This is a genomic window from Polynucleobacter sinensis (genome assembly GCF_001595985.1).
GTDB lineage: Bacteria > Pseudomonadota > Gammaproteobacteria > Burkholderiales > Burkholderiaceae > Polynucleobacter > Polynucleobacter sinensis.
In genome coordinates this window covers 498,782-515,666 of record NZ_LOJJ01000003.1, presented here as the reverse complement: position 1 = coordinate 515,666, position 16,885 = coordinate 498,782, and the positions used below count along the sequence as shown (strand labels likewise).

General features: G+C 46.7%; 21 protein-coding genes. 12 read left to right on the top strand and 9 right to left on the bottom strand.

What is annotated here, in order from left to right:
* Nucleotides 1–81: 81 nt before the first annotated feature.
* Both AOB49_RS06305 and AOB49_RS06300 read right to left on the bottom strand, forming a co-directional pair.
* On the bottom strand, nt 82–510 hold the full coding sequence (locus AOB49_RS06305) for a YbgC/FadM family acyl-CoA thioesterase (RefSeq protein WP_062309050.1): 429 nt from the start codon (nt 508–510) through the stop codon (nt 82–84).
* Entirely contained in the window at nt 507–974 is a 468-nt protein-coding gene (locus AOB49_RS06300; RefSeq protein WP_245640628.1) for a GNAT family N-acetyltransferase, read from the bottom strand. The genes AOB49_RS06305 and AOB49_RS06300 overlap by 4 nt, the downstream gene beginning before the upstream one ends.
* 111 nt (nt 975–1,085) lie before the next feature.
* Between AOB49_RS06300 and AOB49_RS06295 the strand changes: the two genes are divergently transcribed.
* Entirely contained in the window at nt 1,086–1,667 is a 582-nt protein-coding gene (locus AOB49_RS06295; RefSeq protein ID WP_062309377.1) for a hypothetical protein, read from the top strand.
* 121 nt (nt 1,668–1,788) lie between these two features.
* Here the strand turns inward: AOB49_RS06295 and AOB49_RS06290 are convergent, their stop codons facing one another.
* Nucleotides 1,789–2,613, bottom strand: a complete 825-nt coding sequence (locus AOB49_RS06290) for a substrate-binding domain-containing protein (RefSeq protein WP_062309047.1) — start codon at nt 2,611–2,613, stop codon at nt 1,789–1,791.
* 74 nt (nt 2,614–2,687) lie between these two features.
* Between AOB49_RS06290 and AOB49_RS06285 the strand changes: the two genes are divergently transcribed.
* The 6 genes from AOB49_RS06285 (at nt 2,688) to AOB49_RS06260 (ending at nt 7,557) form a co-directional block, all read left to right on the top strand.
* Nucleotides 2,688–3,713 (top strand): substrate-binding domain-containing protein, encoded by a 1,026-nt coding sequence (locus AOB49_RS06285; protein ID WP_062309046.1) that lies wholly within the window; start codon nt 2,688–2,690, stop codon nt 3,711–3,713.
* A gap of 158 nt (nt 3,714–3,871) precedes the next feature.
* On the top strand, nt 3,872–4,111 hold the full coding sequence (locus AOB49_RS06280) for a FeoA family protein (protein WP_062309044.1): 240 nt from the start codon (nt 3,872–3,874) through the stop codon (nt 4,109–4,111).
* Nucleotides 4,112–4,113: 2 nt separating this feature from the next.
* Nucleotides 4,114–6,027, top strand: coding sequence for a ferrous iron transporter B (gene feoB / locus AOB49_RS06275; protein ID WP_062309042.1), 1,914 nt, complete (start codon nt 4,114–4,116; stop codon nt 6,025–6,027).
* Between the two features lie 64 nt (nt 6,028–6,091).
* Nucleotides 6,092–6,484, top strand: a complete 393-nt coding sequence (locus AOB49_RS06270) for a c-type cytochrome (protein WP_062309041.1) — start codon at nt 6,092–6,094, stop codon at nt 6,482–6,484.
* Nucleotides 6,485–6,796: a SemiSWEET transporter gene (locus tag AOB49_RS06265; protein WP_245640627.1), complete on the top strand. Its 312-nt coding sequence runs from the start codon at nt 6,485–6,487 to the stop codon at nt 6,794–6,796.
* A 68-nt stretch (nt 6,797–6,864) separates the two neighbouring features.
* Nucleotides 6,865–7,557, top strand: coding sequence for a fumarylacetoacetate hydrolase family protein (locus tag AOB49_RS06260; RefSeq protein WP_062309039.1), 693 nt, complete (start codon nt 6,865–6,867; stop codon nt 7,555–7,557).
* A gap of 29 nt (nt 7,558–7,586) precedes the next feature.
* Here AOB49_RS06260 and AOB49_RS06255 read toward each other — a convergent pair whose 3' ends face one another.
* On the bottom strand, nt 7,587–8,360 hold the full coding sequence (locus AOB49_RS06255; protein WP_062309038.1) for an enoyl-CoA hydratase/isomerase family protein: 774 nt from the start codon (nt 8,358–8,360) through the stop codon (nt 7,587–7,589).
* Nucleotides 8,361–8,444: 84 nt separating this feature from the next.
* Here AOB49_RS06255 and AOB49_RS12020 point away from each other — a divergent pair, with 84 nt between their 5' ends.
* The 5 genes from AOB49_RS12020 (at nt 8,445) to AOB49_RS06235 (ending at nt 11,289) form a co-directional block, all read left to right on the top strand.
* Entirely contained in the window at nt 8,445–8,603 is a 159-nt protein-coding gene (locus tag AOB49_RS12020) for a DUF5993 family protein (RefSeq protein WP_156471346.1), read from the top strand.
* A 6-nt stretch (nt 8,604–8,609) separates the two neighbouring features.
* Nucleotides 8,610–9,173 carry a disulfide bond formation protein B gene (locus tag AOB49_RS06250; RefSeq protein ID WP_082784074.1) on the top strand — a complete coding sequence of 188 codons (564 nt, stop codon included), beginning with the start codon at nt 8,610–8,612 and terminating at the stop codon, nt 9,171–9,173.
* An 18-nt stretch (nt 9,174–9,191) separates the two neighbouring features.
* On the top strand, nt 9,192–10,196 hold the full coding sequence (locus tag AOB49_RS06245) for a Bug family tripartite tricarboxylate transporter substrate binding protein (protein ID WP_062309036.1): 1,005 nt from the start codon (nt 9,192–9,194) through the stop codon (nt 10,194–10,196).
* A 75-nt stretch (nt 10,197–10,271) separates the two neighbouring features.
* Nucleotides 10,272–10,766 (top strand): hypothetical protein, encoded by a 495-nt coding sequence (locus AOB49_RS06240; protein ID WP_062309034.1) that lies wholly within the window; start codon nt 10,272–10,274, stop codon nt 10,764–10,766.
* A 19-nt stretch (nt 10,767–10,785) separates the two neighbouring features.
* Nucleotides 10,786–11,289, top strand: coding sequence for a glycine zipper family protein (locus AOB49_RS06235; protein WP_216634653.1), 504 nt, complete (start codon nt 10,786–10,788; stop codon nt 11,287–11,289).
* A gap of 11 nt (nt 11,290–11,300) precedes the next feature.
* On the opposite strand, the gene AOB49_RS06230 is transcribed toward AOB49_RS06235, so the two are convergent.
* The 5 genes from AOB49_RS06230 to trxA all read right to left on the bottom strand — a co-directional run bounded on the left by AOB49_RS06230 (nt 11,301) and on the right by trxA (nt 16,835).
* Entirely contained in the window at nt 11,301–12,692 is a 1,392-nt protein-coding gene (locus AOB49_RS06230) for an MATE family efflux transporter (RefSeq protein ID WP_062309032.1), read from the bottom strand.
* Nucleotides 12,693–12,695: 3 nt separating this feature from the next.
* Entirely contained in the window at nt 12,696–14,423 is a 1,728-nt protein-coding gene (locus AOB49_RS06225; protein ID WP_062309031.1) for an ArnT family glycosyltransferase, read from the bottom strand.
* A 94-nt stretch (nt 14,424–14,517) separates the two neighbouring features.
* A complete protein-coding gene (locus AOB49_RS06220; RefSeq protein WP_062309029.1) occupies nt 14,518–14,865 on the bottom strand; it encodes a type B 50S ribosomal protein L31 in 348 nt (115 codons plus the stop codon).
* Nucleotides 14,866–15,009: 144 nt separating this feature from the next.
* Entirely contained in the window at nt 15,010–16,272 is a 1,263-nt protein-coding gene (gene rho, locus AOB49_RS06215) for a transcription termination factor Rho (RefSeq protein ID WP_062309027.1), read from the bottom strand.
* Between the two features lie 236 nt (nt 16,273–16,508).
* Nucleotides 16,509–16,835, bottom strand: coding sequence for a thioredoxin TrxA (gene trxA / locus AOB49_RS06210; protein WP_062309025.1), 327 nt, complete (start codon nt 16,833–16,835; stop codon nt 16,509–16,511).
* Between the last annotated feature and the right edge of the window lie 50 nt (nt 16,836–16,885).

The window sequence follows — 16,885 nt, the reverse complement described above, 5'->3', positions numbered from 1 at the left end:
GTATTCAATTAAACGACTATCCCGGCCAATGGGGTGAGCTGCCACACTTCAAGTGATTGCAGAAAGAGGCTCTATTTTATGCTATTGCTCGGCCACAAACAGCCAATCTGGCAACCCTTTGGGTTTAAGAGTGATCGTATCGACACAAACGATATGGAGAAGGGCGCTCGCAATGAGCTCTGGATCGGCATTCTCTTTAATACGCATGGCTGTTTGCTTGACGGCGATCTGGGTGCGCCCTCGTTTTTCGATCACCTGATCAATGCTCAGAAGATCGTCTAGGCGTCCGGGGCGATGAAAGTTCATAGTAATCTCTCGAACGGGCAATAAGATGCCATGCTCATCAACGAGTTTGGTGGGGCTAAGTCCACGCTGCTGTAGCCATTCAGAGCGGCTACGCTCAAAGATCTCAAGGTAACGGGCGTGATAAACAAAACCAGCGGCATCGGTATCGGAGTAGCAAACGCGAAAGAGAAATGGAGGGTGGGTTGTATTGGTAGAGTTGGTCATGGAGATTGTGAGAGAGGTGTTTGTAGAATCATATCGCGATGTGCAATTCCAGCTTCGTCATAGACATTACCCGTGGCGATAAATCCGAGCTGCTCATAAAAGGGGATGGCACTTAGCTGGGCATGGAGCTCAAACTGAGTGATATCTTTTGATATGCCCAATTTGATCAATGCGCTCAATAAACTCTTTCCAACGCCTTGCTTTCGATACGGTGCTAATACTGCCATCCTGCCAATGCGAGCGATTTGCCGATTTGCTGCCTCAATCGGCAGGATAAGCCGGGCTGTGCCAATGCATCTTGAGTTTTCATAGGCTAGGGCGTGCTGACAAATGGGGTCGAACTCATCCAGCTCCATTTCCTCTGGGACGCCTTGCTCTTCTATGAATACCGTTTTACGGATGGCAAAGGCCTCCTTCTGGGCATCATTCCAAGATTTAATGAGTATCGCGTATAAATCTGCCACATTTGGCTCCAAATAGTTGCTTTAGAGTTTATAAGTAATTCTCTTCGTGGTTACAATAATCCAATGGCGCTTACCCTTAAGCGCCTCATAAACCTTTATTCAGGAGTTATTTTGAAAAAAACATTACTTGCCACATTAGTTGCATCAATTGGTTTGGTTGCCACAAGCGCAGTATTTGCTCAGGCTCCAGCAAAAATGTTGCCGTTAGCGGTAGAAGCCGCTGTATTAACTGCAACTGTAGATTCAGTGGATGTGAAGAAGCGCACTGTTGTATTGAAAGATGCCAATGGTAATTTGGCTCAAATGAATGTAGCCAAGCAAGTAAATGATCTGGATAAAGTAAAAAAGGGCGATCTCTTTGTTGTTGAGCATGCTCAAGCGATTGCGATTGGTTTGGTTGCTGCCCCTAAGGATGCTAAGCCAGGAGTTTCTGGTGTTCGCTCAGTGGTAATCTCTGGTAAAGGCTCAGCTAAGCCATTCGAAGAGACTACCGATACTATTTATGCAACGGTGAAGATCAGTACCATTGATGCGAAAACACGCATTGTGACATTCACATTACCTTCAGGCGAAAAGCAAAAAGTTAAAGTGGATCAAAGTGTTTTAGGTCTTGAGAAATTTAAAGCTGGTGATGACGTTATGGTTGAATTTGTTGACGATACAGCGATTGGCTTTGTCACACCAAAGAAGTAAGCGTTAAACCATAGTGCATGGTTTCATACTGAAGTAGTCAATAAAAAGGCCTGCATTGCAGGCCTTTTTCTTTTGAGTATTTTTCAATATCAGCGATGAAAAATATGCTGCCTACATATTCTTATTTCTTCGCATTCGGAAAGAAGAGTTGCTCGCCACCAATTTGATAGCTAGCAATGACGTCTTGACCATTTTTGGAAAGAATCCAATCAATAAATGCTTGTCCTTCTGCTTTTTTCACATGTGGAAATTTGGCTGGATTTACGAGCATGACGCCATATTGATTAAATAATTTTGGGTCACCCTGAACCAAAATAGCGAGGTCACCACGATTCTTAAAGCTTAGCCAAGTTGCGCGATCAGCGAGGATATAGCCATTCATCGCAGATGCGGTATTTAGGGCGGGACCCATTCCAGAGCCAGTTTCTTTATACCAAGCCATACCTGGGGCAACAGCTACACCGGCATCCTTCCAGTAGCGCAGCTCCGCTGCATGGGTGCCACTCTTGTCACCACGAGAAACAAATGGAGCCTGAGAGCTGGCAATTTTCTGAAATGCCAGTTTGATATCTTTCCCACCAGCAATTTTTGCTGGATCTGCTTTAGGTCCAATGAGTACAAAATCGTTGTACATCACTTCATTACGTTTAGTTGAATAGCCCTCGCTGACAAACTTCTCTTCAGCGGGTTTGTCGTGGACGAATACGACATCTGCGTCACCGCGACGGCCAATATCCAATGCCTGACCAGTTCCTACGGCAACTACTTTGACATCAATGCCCGTTTTCATTTTGAAGATAGGTAGTATGAATCCAAATAATCCAGATTGCTCCGTAGAAGTGGTAGAGGAGAGGATGATACTTTTTTCTTGTGCGAGTACTGGCGTTCCGATCAACATTAATGCCGTAATGGCAGAAGTCAGAATTCGATTGAGTATCAATTTCATGTGGTTTCGTATCCTTGAGTGGGTTCGGGTAATATCAGTCATATTACAAAACATCAATATGCAAAAAATTACATATGAGAATCCAGATTCGGCCTACCTTAGTTTTTGGCAATAAAAATGCCAAAGATCCAACTGTTGTTGATCTAGTGTGGTTGACTGCTCTCCTAAAGGATATTGATCACGGCAAGACCTTGATGTCCGCGTGCAAGAAGATGGGGCTGTCCTATCGCAATGTTTGGCAAAAGCTGAACGATGTCGAAAAAGCACTGGGTTTTAAGTTAATCGATCGCGTGAGGGGTCATGGCTCGCAGCTATCTGAATATGCTTATTACTTGATGCAATTTACCGATGACTTTGATCAAAAGACGTTGCGCTTAGGTCAAAGTAGTCTTTTGCACCTTGAGGATGGGTTTGCGCAGTTCCGGGTGAAGGCTAAAAAACAATGGCGTTTTGCAAGCAGTAGCGATCCCGTTATTCAAAAAGCAGTGCTAGATATTGGTGGCTTTGAGCTGATCACCGCTGGTTCTGGTGAGGCCTTAGAGCGCCTGCTCAATTATGAAGTGGATATTGCTGGATTTCATGTATCAGATCCCAAGAGCTCTCAAGTCATCGCTCGACGCCTAGAAAAAGAGGGAATGCAGATATTTCCGGTAATGAGGCGTATACAAGGATTTTTCGTAGCAAAGGGCAATCCACTGAACATTACTTGCGCTAAAGATTTGCTACGGCCAAAGCTTCGCTTTATCAACCGACAAAAAGGTTCGGGAACTCGCTTATTGCTCGATACGATTTTAAGTAAAGAGGGCTTGGATTCGAAGGGAATTCGGGGGTATGAGAATGAAGAGTTCACGCACTCGGCGATTGCGACAGCCATATTGGCTAAAAAGGCTGACGTGGGTATGGGCGTTAAAAGCGTTGCAATTGAAAATGGCCTCGACTTTATTTGGCTAAAAGACGAAATATTTTTTCTAACCATGAGTGAGGAGTTGAGTGCTGATCGCGAGATTGCTAAATTGATCCGCAAGATCCGGGCATTATCAAACGCGACCCCTGGGTATAAATCGGTTGGCCTAAATAAGCAAATTGCTGGCTGGCTCTAAAAACCGGCCTTTCTTTTGTGATACATCAAAGTGGGCAGGTGCCTAAGCCCTCATGATGTAGTTTGATCCCTTCATTTTAGGAAATGATAGTCATTCTCAAGTGGGGATATAATGAGCCAATACAGTCTATTTCCCGCCCTTTCCAATAACCCTAATCCATGAATCTTGAAGACATCGCCCCAGGTGTAAGAGGTCGCGTTACACGGATTATGAGTCCATCTGGCGAAAGCGCAGACATGCGTGGTCAGCTTGAAGATATTGGATTTCTCCCTGGGGAGCAGGTCGAAGTTCTGCGGAAAGGATTTTTAGGCTTGGGTCCCATCTTAGTCAGGATTGGATCTTCAACATTTGCCTTGCGAGAGTCTGAAGCCCGCCTAGTTGAGGTGGAGGTGCTCTAAGCATGACAGAATCCCAGATTCATTTTTTCCCTAGCGAGCCGCTGGTTGCCTTATTGGGCAATCCAAATTGCGGAAAAACCGCTTTATTTAATTTACTGACTGGCAGCCGTCAAAAGGTTGCTAACTACTCAGGCGTTACCGTAGAGAGAAAAGAGGGTCGACTCAACCTGGATTCAGGAAAGGTCCTGAGGATTTTAGATTTACCTGGTGCTTATAGTCTTTACCCACGATCTTTGGATGAGCGAGTCACTTGCAATGTTTTGCATGGCAATGCTGCGGGTGAGAAGCGTCCCGATTTGGTTTTATGCGTTCTCAACGCTATGAATCTCAGGCGTAATCTCCGTTTGGTGTTGGCTGCCAAACGGCTGGGATTGCCGTGTATCGTCGTCCTCAATATGGTGGATGTCGCTAAGCGACAAGGGCTTGCGGTTGATGCTAAAGGCCTGTCGCAGGAGCTGGGCTTGCCGGTGGTTACTACTGTTGGTATCCAGTCTGATGGTGCTGATGATCTAAAACATTTTCTTAATCAGTTGGATTGGAAAAATCTAACAGCCTTTCGCACTAGCGAAGTTGATGAAGGTATCGAGACCTCCGTAGATCATTCCGCTCATACCGAGTCTGACAATATTCAAGTACAGAGGATTTTGCAAAATCTCGGTTTAGACCAAATTGTTCCCGATCGCTTGAGTGATCGCCTTGATAGCGTATTGCTACACCCCGTATTTGGCTTAATGATTCTTGCGTTTGTTCTATTCTTTATTTTTCAAGCGGTATTTAGTTGGGCTACCTTACCAATGGAAGCTATCGAAGCCGGTGTTGATTGGCTTGGTGCTTTGTTGGTAGAGTTTTTGCCGAATAACTGGTTCCGCAGCCTATTGGTGAATGGCGTGTTGGCTGGCGCGGGCGGCGTATTGATTTTCTTACCCCAGATTTTGATTTTGTATTTCTTTATTTTGATTTTGGAGGAGTCGGGGTATTTACCACGTGCTGCTTATTTGTTGGACCGCTTAATGGGTAGGGTGGGGCTCTCCGGAAGGTCTTTCATTCCCTTGTTGTCTAGCTTTGCCTGTGCCATTCCTGGAATCATGGCGACCCGAAGCATTTCCAATTCGCGTGATCGTTTGGTGACGATCCTGATTGCGCCCATGATGACTTGCTCTGCTCGTTTGCCGGTGTATGCATTACTCATATCGGCTTTCATTCCAGAGCGCAAGTTATGGGCTGGTTTGGATTTACAGGGCCTAGTCCTTTTCTCACTCTATTTCGCTGGCATATTCGGAGCGATGATGGTTGCCTGGGTATTAAAGCGTTTTACTACTGAAAAATTTCAGCTCAATGCATTAATGATGGAGTTGCCAAGCTATCATTTGCCGCGTCTAGGCAATCTCGCGATTGGTTTATGGCAAAGAGCAGAGATATTTTTGCGTAGAGTGGGCGGCATTATTCTGATCATGACGGTTTGCCTTTGGGCCTTATCTAGTTTTCCGCTACCCCCCGAAAACGCTACGGGCGCCCCAATCCAATACAGTATTGCGGGAATGATGGGGCAAGCATTAGCAGTAGTGTTTGAGCCTATTGGGTTTAATTGGCAAATTAGTATTGCCTTGGTGCCCGGCATGGCTGCCCGTGAGGTGGTGGTGAGCTCTTTGGCTACGGTATATGCCTTATCCAGCTCAGGTGCCGATGCTGCCGATGCCTTAGTTCCCTTGATTTCTCAGGGCTGGAGTCTAGCAACAGCGCTATCCCTGTTAGCCTGGTTTGTTTTCGCTCCGCAGTGTTTATCTACCATAGCCGCGGTGAAGAGGGAGACCGGTGGTTGGAAGATCCCGATCGTCATGCTGAGCTACCTCTTTGGGCTGGCCTACTTGGCTGCCTTTATTACTTATAGCGTAGCTAACTTCTTTGGCTTGAACTAGAGCATGCATTTGAAATTTGAGATAAATTATTAGAATCGCTAACTTATCTCTAAATGGTGCATCTATGACATTACCGTTACACCCACTCCTCTTGATGGTTGGCTTAAGCTTTGGCGCTACTGTTTTTGCTCAGTCCGGTGAAAATACTTATAAGCAAGTCTGCGCTGCTTGCCACGGAACTGGTGTTTTAAATGCCCCGAAATTTGGTGATAAAGCCAAGTGGGCGCCACTCATTGCCGAAGGTCAGGTTACCTTAACAGCGCATGCTTATGTTGGCGTAAGAGGAATGCCTGCTAAAGGCGGTAACCCCAATATGACCATAGAAACATTTTCAGATGCTGTGGTCTATATGGCTAATCAAGCAGGTGGTAACTGGAAATCTCCAGATGCAAAAACTCTTGCTGCTATCAATAAGGAAATTGAAGCTCGTAAAGCGGGATTAAATAAAAAGCAATAAATGCAGCTATCTCTGATGACTCTGCAACCTCATCACATTGAGATTATTGGTTATTGCGCTGCTTTTTTAACGACCATTGCCTTCCTGCCTCAAGCGATTCAGTCATGGCGCACGCGTGACTTATCTGGTATCTCCGCGGGGATGTATAGCCTCTTTACCTTAGGCGTTGGCTTATGGTTGATCTATGGATTGATCATTGAGAAATGGCCTCTGATATTGGCCAATGCGCTGACCTTTGCGCTGGCTCTGAGTATCTTGATCTTGAAGTTACAGGCTAGTCGCGCCAGCATAGTCAAGCCCTATCAAAAGTGATGTCATAATCATTCGACAATATTGTTCACACCAGTAGAAACCATAAAAACTCATTCAGAAAGGCAGTCATGAGCGCTACATTTGTTATTGATCCCCCAGTAATTTCTTCTCTTCCCGTGGTTGGTGACTCCCGTCGTTTTGCTGTTAATCGTATTTATTGTGTCGGACGAAATTATGCGGATCATGCTCGTGAAATGGGCCATGATCCAGATCGTGAGCCGCCGTTTTTCTTTATGAAGCCAGCAAATTCAATTGTTACTGATGGTAAAGATATGAAGTACCCAAGCCTGTCGAATGATGTGCATCATGAGATTGAGATGGTGGTTGCGATTGGTAAAGGCGGAGCTAATATTCCTTCCAACAAAGCGCTTGAGCATGTTTATGGATACGGCGTTGGTTTAGATATGACTCGCCGTGATTTGCAGGGTGAGGCGAAAAAGATGGGTCGACCTTGGGATACAGGAAAGGCTTTTGATCAGTCCGCTCCTTGTGCTGCAATTACTCCTGCCGCTCAGTGTGGCCACCCCAATAAAGGCAAAGTTGTCCTCTTAGTGAATGGTGAAGTTCGTCAAGAGGGTGACTTAAACCAGTTGATCTGGAATATTCCCGATACTATCGCCTATCTCTCCACATTATTTACGCTTGAGCCAGGTGATTTGATTATGTCAGGCACCCCTGCAGGGGTTGGCCCTGTGAAAAAGGGTGATGTACTTGAGGGCAGTGTTGAGGGGCTGACTCCGCTTAAGGTCAAGATTGTCTGAGTTTGATCTTATCTGGCGGTTCACTAGATTCACTTACCAATCCATTGAGGTGAACGTCCTTCAAGAAAGGCGTTCACTCCTTCTTTGAAGTCAGCGCTGTTATAAGTCTCACGCATTAACTCTGTGCAATCCGGAAGATTGCTTTCCATCAGGCGGGCTAAAGTAACTTTGCTCGCTTTCTGTGTGATTGGAGCGAGCGCTGCTAACTTTATTGCTAATGCCTCTGTATCACGTTGGATGTCTTGAGGTAGGGCCGTACTGTAGAGGTAGGAGTTGGAAAGTAATTCTGGAGCTTTAATAAGTTCTGCGGTCAGTAGCATCCGTTTGACCATGGGTACACCAAGATGAGCCGCAATCCAGGAGAGATTGCTGGGCGATAAACAGTTGCCTAGAGTGCGAGCTACTGGGATCCCAAAGCGGGCATCTGGAGTAGCGATTCTAAAATCACAAGCGGTGGCAATCAATAGTCCGCTACCTACTGCCAACCCTTCGATGAGTGCAATCGTGGGAATGGGTAAGTGTTGCAGCGAATGAAAGATAGCATCTACGGCAACTTCGTAAGCTTCATTTTCTTGAAGATCAACAAATTGCTGAATATCGCTCCCCGATACAAACGCCTTATCGCCGGCACCTCTGAGAATGGCTACCCGAATCTCTGGATCTTTGGCAATGTTGTCGCAAATCCTTTGAAGCTCTTCATACATTGGCCAAGTCAAAGCATTGCGTGCCGCTGGGTTATTAAAGGTAATACGAGCAAGCGCTCCATCGATTGCGAGATCAACGCTGGGTGGGGTAGATGTCATACCTTATTCTATACAAAAGCGTCTTCATAGCACTTCTCATTCCCCGTTTTTAGTTCTTAGCTCAACCTAGGATAGAATTCCTGTATGTATATGTTTTTACCTTTCCTGACGGCCTTTATTGGTCTCGTCCTTGTTTGGTTTGAGAGGCGCTTAGCGGGTTTGGTGATGCTTGGCATTACCGTAGGAATTCTGATGTTCTGGTTCCGCATTCATGCCACAACTCATCTCAACATTAGTCTGTGAGCAACGGTGAGTAAAAACTCTTTTCCTTCACTAGCTGCACTAGGCAATCAATTGGCTCTCTTGGCAATTGTTGGCATGCTGTCTTATGCCTTTATCGATCAGTTGTATTTTGGTGAGCTACCTTGCCCTCTGTGTTTAATGCAACGTATGGGTTTTGTCATCATTGGTTTTGCACTAGTACTTAACATTCGTTGCGGGGCACATTCCGCTCATTATGGCTGGGGCATTATTGGCGGCCTAGTCGGTATGATGGTTTCACTACGTCAAGTGCTGCTACATATCCTGCCGGGCGACAAAGGATTTGGCGCAACATTTTTAGAATTGCATTTTTACACCTGGGCATTTGTAGGCTATGTTGGTCTGTTAGCCGGCTTTGCTATATTGCTGATGTTGCCTAATCGGGATGTGCGTTCCCGCTCTCTATTTTCAAACTCTCTAGTAGCTATTTTTATCCTACTTGTTTTTGCCAACCTGTTATCTACACTCTTAGAGTGTGGCATCGGCCCTTGCGCTGACGACCCTGTGAAGTATGAGGGTTGGATTTGGTTGCGCGCTCGTTTCGGCTTTTAATTTGCCATTACTTTTCCTATGAAGAATGCATCAATGATGGTGAAGGCGGTGGTATTCCTGCTTGCCACCCTAGTCTTTGGCGCCCAGGCTCAGACGAATGCTTCTTTAAAGTCCAGTGAGGGGTGGCCAAGGCAGGCGATTCGGATTGTGGTCACTTTTACCCCTGGTGGCGCCCCAGATATCTTGGCACGAGTGCTTGCTGAGAGTTGGCAGCAGACTTTAGGTGTGCCGATATTAGTGGAAAATCGACCTGGTTATGGTGGCAATATTGGCGCAGACTTGGTTGCTAAGAGCGAGCCAGATGGCTATACGCTATTGATCGGTACGGTAGGTATTCATGCAATCAATGGCGCCTTGTACGAGAAGATGTCCTTTCATCCGATTCAAGATTTCACGCCGATTAGTTTCCTGGCAAGCACTCCGAATGTTTTGGTGGTGAATAAAAAGCTAGGCGTAAAGAATATGCATGAGTTGATTGAGCTGGCAAAAGCCAATCCCAATCAATTGACCTTTGGATCCTCTGGAGTGGGGACTTCATTGCATATGTCTGGTGAATTATTTAAAGAGATGACAGGTGTAGAAATACGACATATTCCTTACAAGGGTAGAGCCCAATCACTGCCAGATCTAATTAGCGGGCGGATTTCTATGCTCTTTGATAATCTATCATCTTCTCTACCTCTGATTAAATCTGGTGAGGTACAGGCATTAGGTGTCACAACACTTAAGCGATCTCCTGCCGCTCCCGAAATCCCCACTTTGGCTGAGCAGGGTTTGCCAGGCTTTGAGGCAACCTCCTGGTTTTCGTTAATGGCGCCTGCAAATTTGCCGCCTAATCTTCAAAAGCGTTTGAATACCTTAACCCGCCAAGCACTCAGTCGGCCCGAAGTGCGAAATAAACTCCTGGCTAGCGGTTTAGAACCTAAGCCAGGCACTCCGCAGGAACTCACGCAATTAATCCAATCGGAAGCCAATAAATGGGGTAGAGTCATTTATAGATCGGGTGCAAAATTAGAGCAATAAATTTGCCAATCTTGTCAGCTTGGGTATAGATCAAGCGTTAAATATAGTAGGAGGCGACCAATAATGGAGTCCACTATGAATACAAATAAAAAGCATTGCAAATCCGGCGCTTTGAAAGCGTTTCTGACGCTCTTAGCGGCAGCTGGCCTATTGTCCCTGTCTCCTATATCGGCGTATGCCGGTAATGTCGGTTGGGCGGTTTCGGTTGGTGGCGGCGGCGGCTACGGCTACGGCGGTGGTTGGCGACCAGTCGCCTATGGACCAGGTTGGGGTGGTGGCTGGGGTCCAGGCTGGAGAGGTGGTTACTATGGGCCTGCTTATGGCTATCCATATGCGGCAGGCTATTACGCTCCTCCAGTGGTCTATTCGGCACCCCAGGTGGTGACCTATGCAGCCCCTGCGCAGCCGATGGTATTGGCATCGCAGCCTCAAGCACCTGTCTGGTATTTCTGTGAAGCGAGTGGCCAATATTTTCCGTATGTGCAAAACTGCGCATCCGGTTGGCAAACTCAAGCCGCTATGCCGCCATCGAATAATGGTGCGCAACGACGCCAAGTAATCAGTCATTAATTCAATTGAAGGGTAGGATATGAAACGTGCTGTATTCACATTGCTAGCGATGGGCTCTTTAGCTGGGTGTGTCTCCGCTCCCACTGGGCCAACGATTGCGATCATGCCCAGAGAAGGAAAGCCTTTTGAGGTTTTTCAGCAAGAAGATCAGCAGTGTCGTGAATTTGCGGCTGGCGCGGTTAAAGATACCAGTAATGCTGCTTTAAAAGAAGGCGCTACTAGTGCAGCAATTGGCGCGGCTCTCGGTGCGGCAGCGGGTGCTGTAATTCAGGGCGGTAGCAGTCAGGGTGTTGGTACTGGCGCTGGTATTGGTTTGCTTGGTGGCGCCGCTATGGGAGCCATGAATTCTGCTGGTAAACAAAATCAATCTCAGACCCAATACAACATTGCGTATCAGCAGTGCATGTATGCCAAAGGCAATCAAGTTCCCAGCTATCCAACCCAAAGTCAAGGCAATAGTAGTTACAACATCCCTCAAGGCAAGCCATCGATGCCTGCGAATGGATACAAGCCTATTCAGTAAAACTGCTTGAACTAAACCTCAACCGGCGGATGCGTTTTCTCAAAGCGTGCCGCCGTTTTTCTAAAGAGATAAAGCAGCAGTAGGGCGGCCAATCCCAAGCTCAGACTGTTACCAGCCCAAAATCCATTAGCCCCCTGAAGAAATTCTGGAGTATTGCCCAGAACATTAAAGCCCATCAGATATCCACCACCTAGACCGACTCCCCAGAGTGATCCCGCATAAATCAGCATTGGCCAAAAGGCAATGCGATATGCGCGCAGAATAAATGCCGCGGTCACCTGCAATGCATCAAAGACTTGATAGAAGGCAATAAACAAAAAGAGTGGGATTGAGAATATCTTCACTTCTTCTGGTGGATCATAAAGATCGAGAAGTTGCATTCTAAAAATCCACACCGCGATACCAATCGCAATACAGAGGGTGGTTGTGAAGAAAACAGATGACCAGCCAATCTCTTCAGCACGCTCTTGCTTATTTGCGCCAATCGATTGAGAGACTAATGTCATCGTTGCGATCGAGAGGGAGAGTGGCACCATATAGATGACCGTCCCCATATTAGCCACAATTTGATGTCCTGCCAATGCCGTCGTGCCCAAGCGCGCAATAAAGAGCGACATGAAGGTGAATGATGTCACTTCAATGAGATAGCTAAAACCAATGGGGGTGCCAAGCTTAAGTAAAGTCCAGATGCGAGGCCAGTTGGGCCCACTAAAACGGGCAAAGATCTTAAAGGGTTTGTAGAAGCGATCAAAGAGTACAAAACTCAAGGTAATCAAGAGCCATAACCAGTTGATGATGACAGTTGCCACAGCGCATCCCGGACCACCCATGCCTTCAATGCCAAGCCCACCATAAATAAATAAGAGATTGAGCGGTAATTTCAGGCCTAGCCCGATGAGTTGCACCACAGTAATCACTGCTGGTCTTGAAACTGCATTATGCAGCGCCATCAAAACCCTCATGCCCATACTAGCCGGTAGACCGATTGCCAGAATACTCAGATAGAGTCGTGCCTTGCCTTCGATATCGGTGTTGACTTGCGAGATTTGTAATAGATGATCAGCATTGAGAAGAATTAAGCAACCTAGGGCGGTGAGTCCAAGAGCAAGCCATGTAGCCTGACGAACCTCTTCACCAATGTCGCCGAAGCGTTTTGCGCCAAAAAGTTGTCCTGCAATCGGGGCTAGTGCAGAGATGACTCCGGTTAATCCAACATAGATGCTAATAAAAATGGCTGAGGCCATTGCCAGTGCTGCTAAGTCATCGGCGGAGTAACGTGCTGTCATGGCGGTATCTAATACGCCAAAAGCAATGACTGCTAGCTGACCAACTAGCAATGGGCCGGCAAGCTTTAATAGGGAGGGGATATCCTCGCGAAGGCGCGATAACTTGAAATGCAGCATCAATTACTGCCTGCTGGCAGGAGTGATTTGATAGAGGCGTAAACGCTCATCGCGGTCGGATGCGCGACGATCTTCCCAAAGTAGTTCAATCTTCTTTTTGTTCAAGCTGGCGTACGCTTTTGCTTCGGACGAGCTATGCGTCAGCATAAGATTGCAGCTAGGGTCATCACGTAAAGGTAGTTTAGTGAAGTAACTAAATGAAGCCAATTGAGCTGGACCTAAATTGGTGGTATCAATACATCCTGGTGTATTGGCGATAATTTGCGTTAAGCGATCGGAAACGTAGCGATAGGTTTTGGCGTAATTAATGGTTGGTAACCATAGTGTCATTAATAACACCCACATCAAGGTTGTGCCAGATGCAGAGATAATCAGGCAACGCCAGATTTCTTTTGGGGCGCGTGAAGTTCTCCAGCGCACAATTGCGAGCCAAACACCTGTAATGAGGATGGCAACCAAAAAACCAATGTAATCAAATTGCCCCTGAAAGCCGGGTAGTAGGCGTGCCAAATTGCTGGCAGTGGATTCTGGAAAGCCGGTAACTTTTGCCAACCAAATAATCCAAATGGCCAAGGCAATGATCGTGAAGCTAAACATGGCAAACCAGTCAATAAAGCTGATCAGACTACGCTTTAGGATTGGTAGACTAAAAGCGGCAATAATCGAAAGGCTTGGAATCAGGATCATCAGATCATGCTCATTTGCCTCGAGTCTAAAGAGTACGTAAATCAAGCAGCCAATAAATAAACTCAGTGGAATGCAAAGGTGTGGTGCGCGCCATTGACCCGCTTCTTTTACCCGACCCCAATGCGCAAGAGAAATCATGGCTAATGGCCAGACTGGCCATGCATATGCCCAAAAGTTCACACTCAAAAAGCCAATCGATTCAATAGATGGGGTGGCGCGCATCTCTGGCGCATTTCGCCAACCTTCTTCGGCGATATGGCGCCATTCGGGAGTGATATTGCCTAGATACCAAAGCATTGGCCAAATCGCAAAACCGATCAAGCCTAGAGCAGTGCTTGTTAATGTCCAGCGAAAGCGCAGCTTCGCATTGCTTGCAAGAACCGCAATGATGGTGGAGCTTACTACGATCAAGCTGAGGGTAAGATTGCTCGATAGGGTAACAAGTGTGATACCGAGCCCAGTCCACAAACCACCTTGCCAAGGTTTATCTAAGCCGCGTACAGTGCCATACAGCACAATGCTAATACCCATCAGTTGCGCCATCATTGGCGTAGTTTCATGAGCGCGTTGCGCAAGCCCGACGCAGGCCAAGAAAATTAATAAAGCGCCATCTGCCAATGTCATGCCATAGTTCTTGCGTCCAGGCTGACCACCAACTGCTAAGGCCATGGGTTGAACTTCTTGGCGACGCCCTAATAAATAGGTGGCATACCAAATGGCCAGGGCCGCAGAAAAAAAACAGATCGCCGAGTACAAGCGGGCGGCATTCGCATCACCAATCCAAGGGCCAAATATGTCCATCAAGGTGGCGCCCAACCAATAGGGAAATGGTGCACCTAAGGATTCGTTGCGTCCTGCAAGGTGAGGGACGATCCAGTCTAGCGCTTTGCCATGCTGCAAAGTCCACATGCCGCCAAATCCGATAGCATCTTCATTTTTCCAAGGATCGCGCGCAAAAAGACCAGCCAGACCATAGACCAAGGTCAGCGCAAAAATAATAATGCGCGGGATCGAGGTAGTGGCAGCGGCGGTAAGTTTGACCATAAAAAATTAGCAATAAAAAAGGCAGCAAACGCTGCCTTGATTATCTCGCAGGGGGAGGGTAATGACCCAATCCCTATTCGAAGTGTGCTTTAAATTAAGCCTTTTTCTTAGCTGGCTTTTCAGCAGCTTTAGCTTCTGCGGCAGCAGCTTTTTTCTCAGCTGTTTTGGCAGCGCCATCACCGGAAGCCTTAGCAACAGCTTTAGTACCGAATTTCTGACGGAATTTCTCAACACGACCAGCGGTATCCATAATCTTCTGGGTGCCAGTGTAGAAAGGGTGTGACTCAGATGAAGTCTCGATCTTGGCCAATGGATACTCATTGCCATCTTCCCACTTGATTGTCTCTTTAGTAGGCATTGTGGAGCGAGTCTTGAAGCTGAAGTTGTTTGAAACGTCTACAAAGACGATTTCACGATATTCGGGGTGAATGCCAGGTTTCATTTTTAGTCCTATTAGCAGGCAGCCGTTTAGATCCAAAGATCTCAATACTTACCCAGTTAAATGCAAATTGTTAAATCAGTAAAAGCGAAATTATGCCATGAAATCAATAGGAAAGCGCAGTTTCGCTGGCTTTCCTAGCCTAAATTAGCCACCTTTACGCATTAAATCAAAGAATTCACCATTATTTTTCGTGGATTTGAGCTTATCAACGATGAAGTTCATCGCCTCAATATCATCCATATCGGCCAATAATTTGCGTAAAACCCAGATTTTTTGGAGGTTTTCAGCTTTAACCAGCAATTCTTCGCGGCGGGTGCCAGACTTATTGAGGTTAATCGCAGGGTAAACACGGCGCTCAGCTAGGCGACGCTCAAGGTGGACTTCCATGTTGCCAGTACCTTTGAACTCTTCGTAGATGAGGTCATCCATACGGCTACCAGTTTCAATCAAAGCTGTTGCGATGATCGTCAATGAGCCACCTTCTTCGACGTTACGTGCGGCACCAAAGAAACGTTTTGGACGCTGCAATGCATTAGCATCCACACCACCGGAGAGTACTTTGCCTGATGAGGGAACTACAGTGTTGTAAGCGCGAGCAAGGCGGGTAATCGAGTCAAGCAAGATGATGACATCTTTTTTCATTTCGACTAAGCGCTTAGCTTTTTCAATCACCATTTCAGCTACTTGAACGTGACGAACCGCTGGCTCATCAAAGGTAGAGGCAACGACTTCACCACGAACAGAGCGCTGCATCTCGGTCACTTCTTCTGGGCGTTCATCAACTAACAGGACAATCAGAATCGCTTCGGGATTGTTGGCGGCAATCGCATGTGCAATGTGCTGCATCATTACGGTCTTACCAGACTTAGGCGATGCCACGAGTAGACCACGTTGGCCGTAACCAATTGGGGAAATCATGTCGATAATGCGGCCCGTTAAATTTTCTTCAGCCTTAATGTCACGCTCTAATTGAACAACGCGATTTGGGTGCAAAGGCGTTAAGTTCTCGAACATGATGCGGTTCTTCAATGCCTCTGGAGGCAAGCCATTGATCTTGTCGACTTTTACTAAAGCAAAGTAACGCTCACCATCTTTAGGGGTGCGAACCTCGCCCTCAACGCTATCTCCGGTGTGCAGATTGAAGCGGCGAATCTGCGCAGGGGAGATGTAAATGTCGTCCGGAGAAGCCATGTAAGAGGCGTCTGGGGAGCGCAAGAAGCCAAAGCCATCTGGCAACACCTCTAAAGTGCCGTCACCGAAAACGGTTTCACCAGCTTTGGCGCGTTTCTTCAGAATCGCAAACATCAATTCTTGTTTGCGCATCCGTTGGGTGTTTTCAATCTCCAAGCTCGCTGCCATTTCAAGCAGAGCGGATACGTGGAGGACTTTGAGTTCAGATAATTGCATGTGGTTCTCGGGTGTAGATGAAAGATGTAAATGTGTTTTGGGTTATCGCCGTCTAGATCAAACTGAGACAGTTATGGAAAAGCAGAATTTTGGGGAGTTTGCTAAAAAAGAAGGGGAGGGAAAATTGCTGGGAATATTGCCGAAAATCGGGGCACTGAAAGTGCAATGAGATAGATACTACACTAAAAACAGCTAAAACCACAGGCTCACCCAGTGAACCTGTGATCGAAGGCTATTTACAGATGACTATCAATAAATGCGGTCAACTGGGATTTGGCCAAAGCGCCTACTTTTTGAGCAGCTACAGTGCCGTTCTTAAAGAGGATCAATGTTGGGATGCCACGAATATTGAACTGGGCAGGAACGCCTTGGTTCTCATCCACGTTCATCTTCGCGATTTGGATCTTGTCGCCGTATTCACCAGCCAGCTCTTCAAGGATAGGGCCGATCATCTTGCAAGGACCACACCACTCAGCCCAGAAGTCGAGGAGAACGGGTTTATCGGACTTGAGAACGTCTTGCTCGAAAGAAGCGTCAGTTACATATTTGATGCCGGCACTCATGAAAATTCCTTAATTAGTCTTATTTAGTTTTATATAGTTATTGCACTACA

What these genes read in the sequence shown, in the direction of transcription:
- AOB49_RS06280 (WP_062309044.1), top strand. Translation starts at nt 3,872, where the DNA reads ATGAATCTTGAAGACATCGCCCCAGGTGTAAGAGGTCGCGTTACACGG.
- rho (WP_062309027.1), bottom strand. Translation starts at nt 16,272, where the DNA reads ATGCAATTATCTGAACTCAAAGTCCTCCACGTATCCGCTCTGCTTGAA.
- trxA (WP_062309025.1), bottom strand. Translation starts at nt 16,835, where the DNA reads ATGAGTGCCGGCATCAAATATGTAACTGACGCTTCTTTCGAGCAAGAC.
- AOB49_RS06260 (WP_062309039.1), top strand. Translation starts at nt 6,865, where the DNA reads ATGAGCGCTACATTTGTTATTGATCCCCCAGTAATTTCTTCTCTTCCC.
- AOB49_RS06240 (WP_062309034.1), top strand. Translation starts at nt 10,272, where the DNA reads ATGAATACAAATAAAAAGCATTGCAAATCCGGCGCTTTGAAAGCGTTT.
- AOB49_RS06245 (WP_062309036.1), top strand. Translation starts at nt 9,192, where the DNA reads ATGAAGAATGCATCAATGATGGTGAAGGCGGTGGTATTCCTGCTTGCC.
- AOB49_RS06255 (WP_062309038.1), bottom strand. Translation starts at nt 8,360, where the DNA reads ATGACATCTACCCCACCCAGCGTTGATCTCGCAATCGATGGAGCGCTT.
- AOB49_RS06290 (WP_062309047.1), bottom strand. Translation starts at nt 2,613, where the DNA reads ATGAAATTGATACTCAATCGAATTCTGACTTCTGCCATTACGGCATTA.
- AOB49_RS06220 (WP_062309029.1), bottom strand. Translation starts at nt 14,865, where the DNA reads ATGAAACCTGGCATTCACCCCGAATATCGTGAAATCGTCTTTGTAGAC.
- AOB49_RS06305 (WP_062309050.1), bottom strand. Translation starts at nt 510, where the DNA reads ATGACCAACTCTACCAATACAACCCACCCTCCATTTCTCTTTCGCGTT.
- feoB (WP_062309042.1), top strand. Translation starts at nt 4,114, where the DNA reads ATGACAGAATCCCAGATTCATTTTTTCCCTAGCGAGCCGCTGGTTGCC.
- AOB49_RS12020 (WP_156471346.1), top strand. Translation starts at nt 8,445, where the DNA reads ATGTATATGTTTTTACCTTTCCTGACGGCCTTTATTGGTCTCGTCCTT.
- AOB49_RS06230 (WP_062309032.1), bottom strand. Translation starts at nt 12,692, where the DNA reads ATGCTGCATTTCAAGTTATCGCGCCTTCGCGAGGATATCCCCTCCCTA.
- AOB49_RS06285 (WP_062309046.1), top strand. Translation starts at nt 2,688, where the DNA reads ATGAGAATCCAGATTCGGCCTACCTTAGTTTTTGGCAATAAAAATGCC.
- AOB49_RS06270 (WP_062309041.1), top strand. Translation starts at nt 6,092, where the DNA reads ATGACATTACCGTTACACCCACTCCTCTTGATGGTTGGCTTAAGCTTT.
- AOB49_RS06225 (WP_062309031.1), bottom strand. Translation starts at nt 14,423, where the DNA reads ATGGTCAAACTTACCGCCGCTGCCACTACCTCGATCCCGCGCATTATT.
- AOB49_RS06265 (WP_245640627.1), top strand. Translation starts at nt 6,485, where the DNA reads ATGCAGCTATCTCTGATGACTCTGCAACCTCATCACATTGAGATTATT.
- AOB49_RS06235 (WP_216634653.1), top strand. Translation starts at nt 10,786, where the DNA reads ATGAAACGTGCTGTATTCACATTGCTAGCGATGGGCTCTTTAGCTGGG.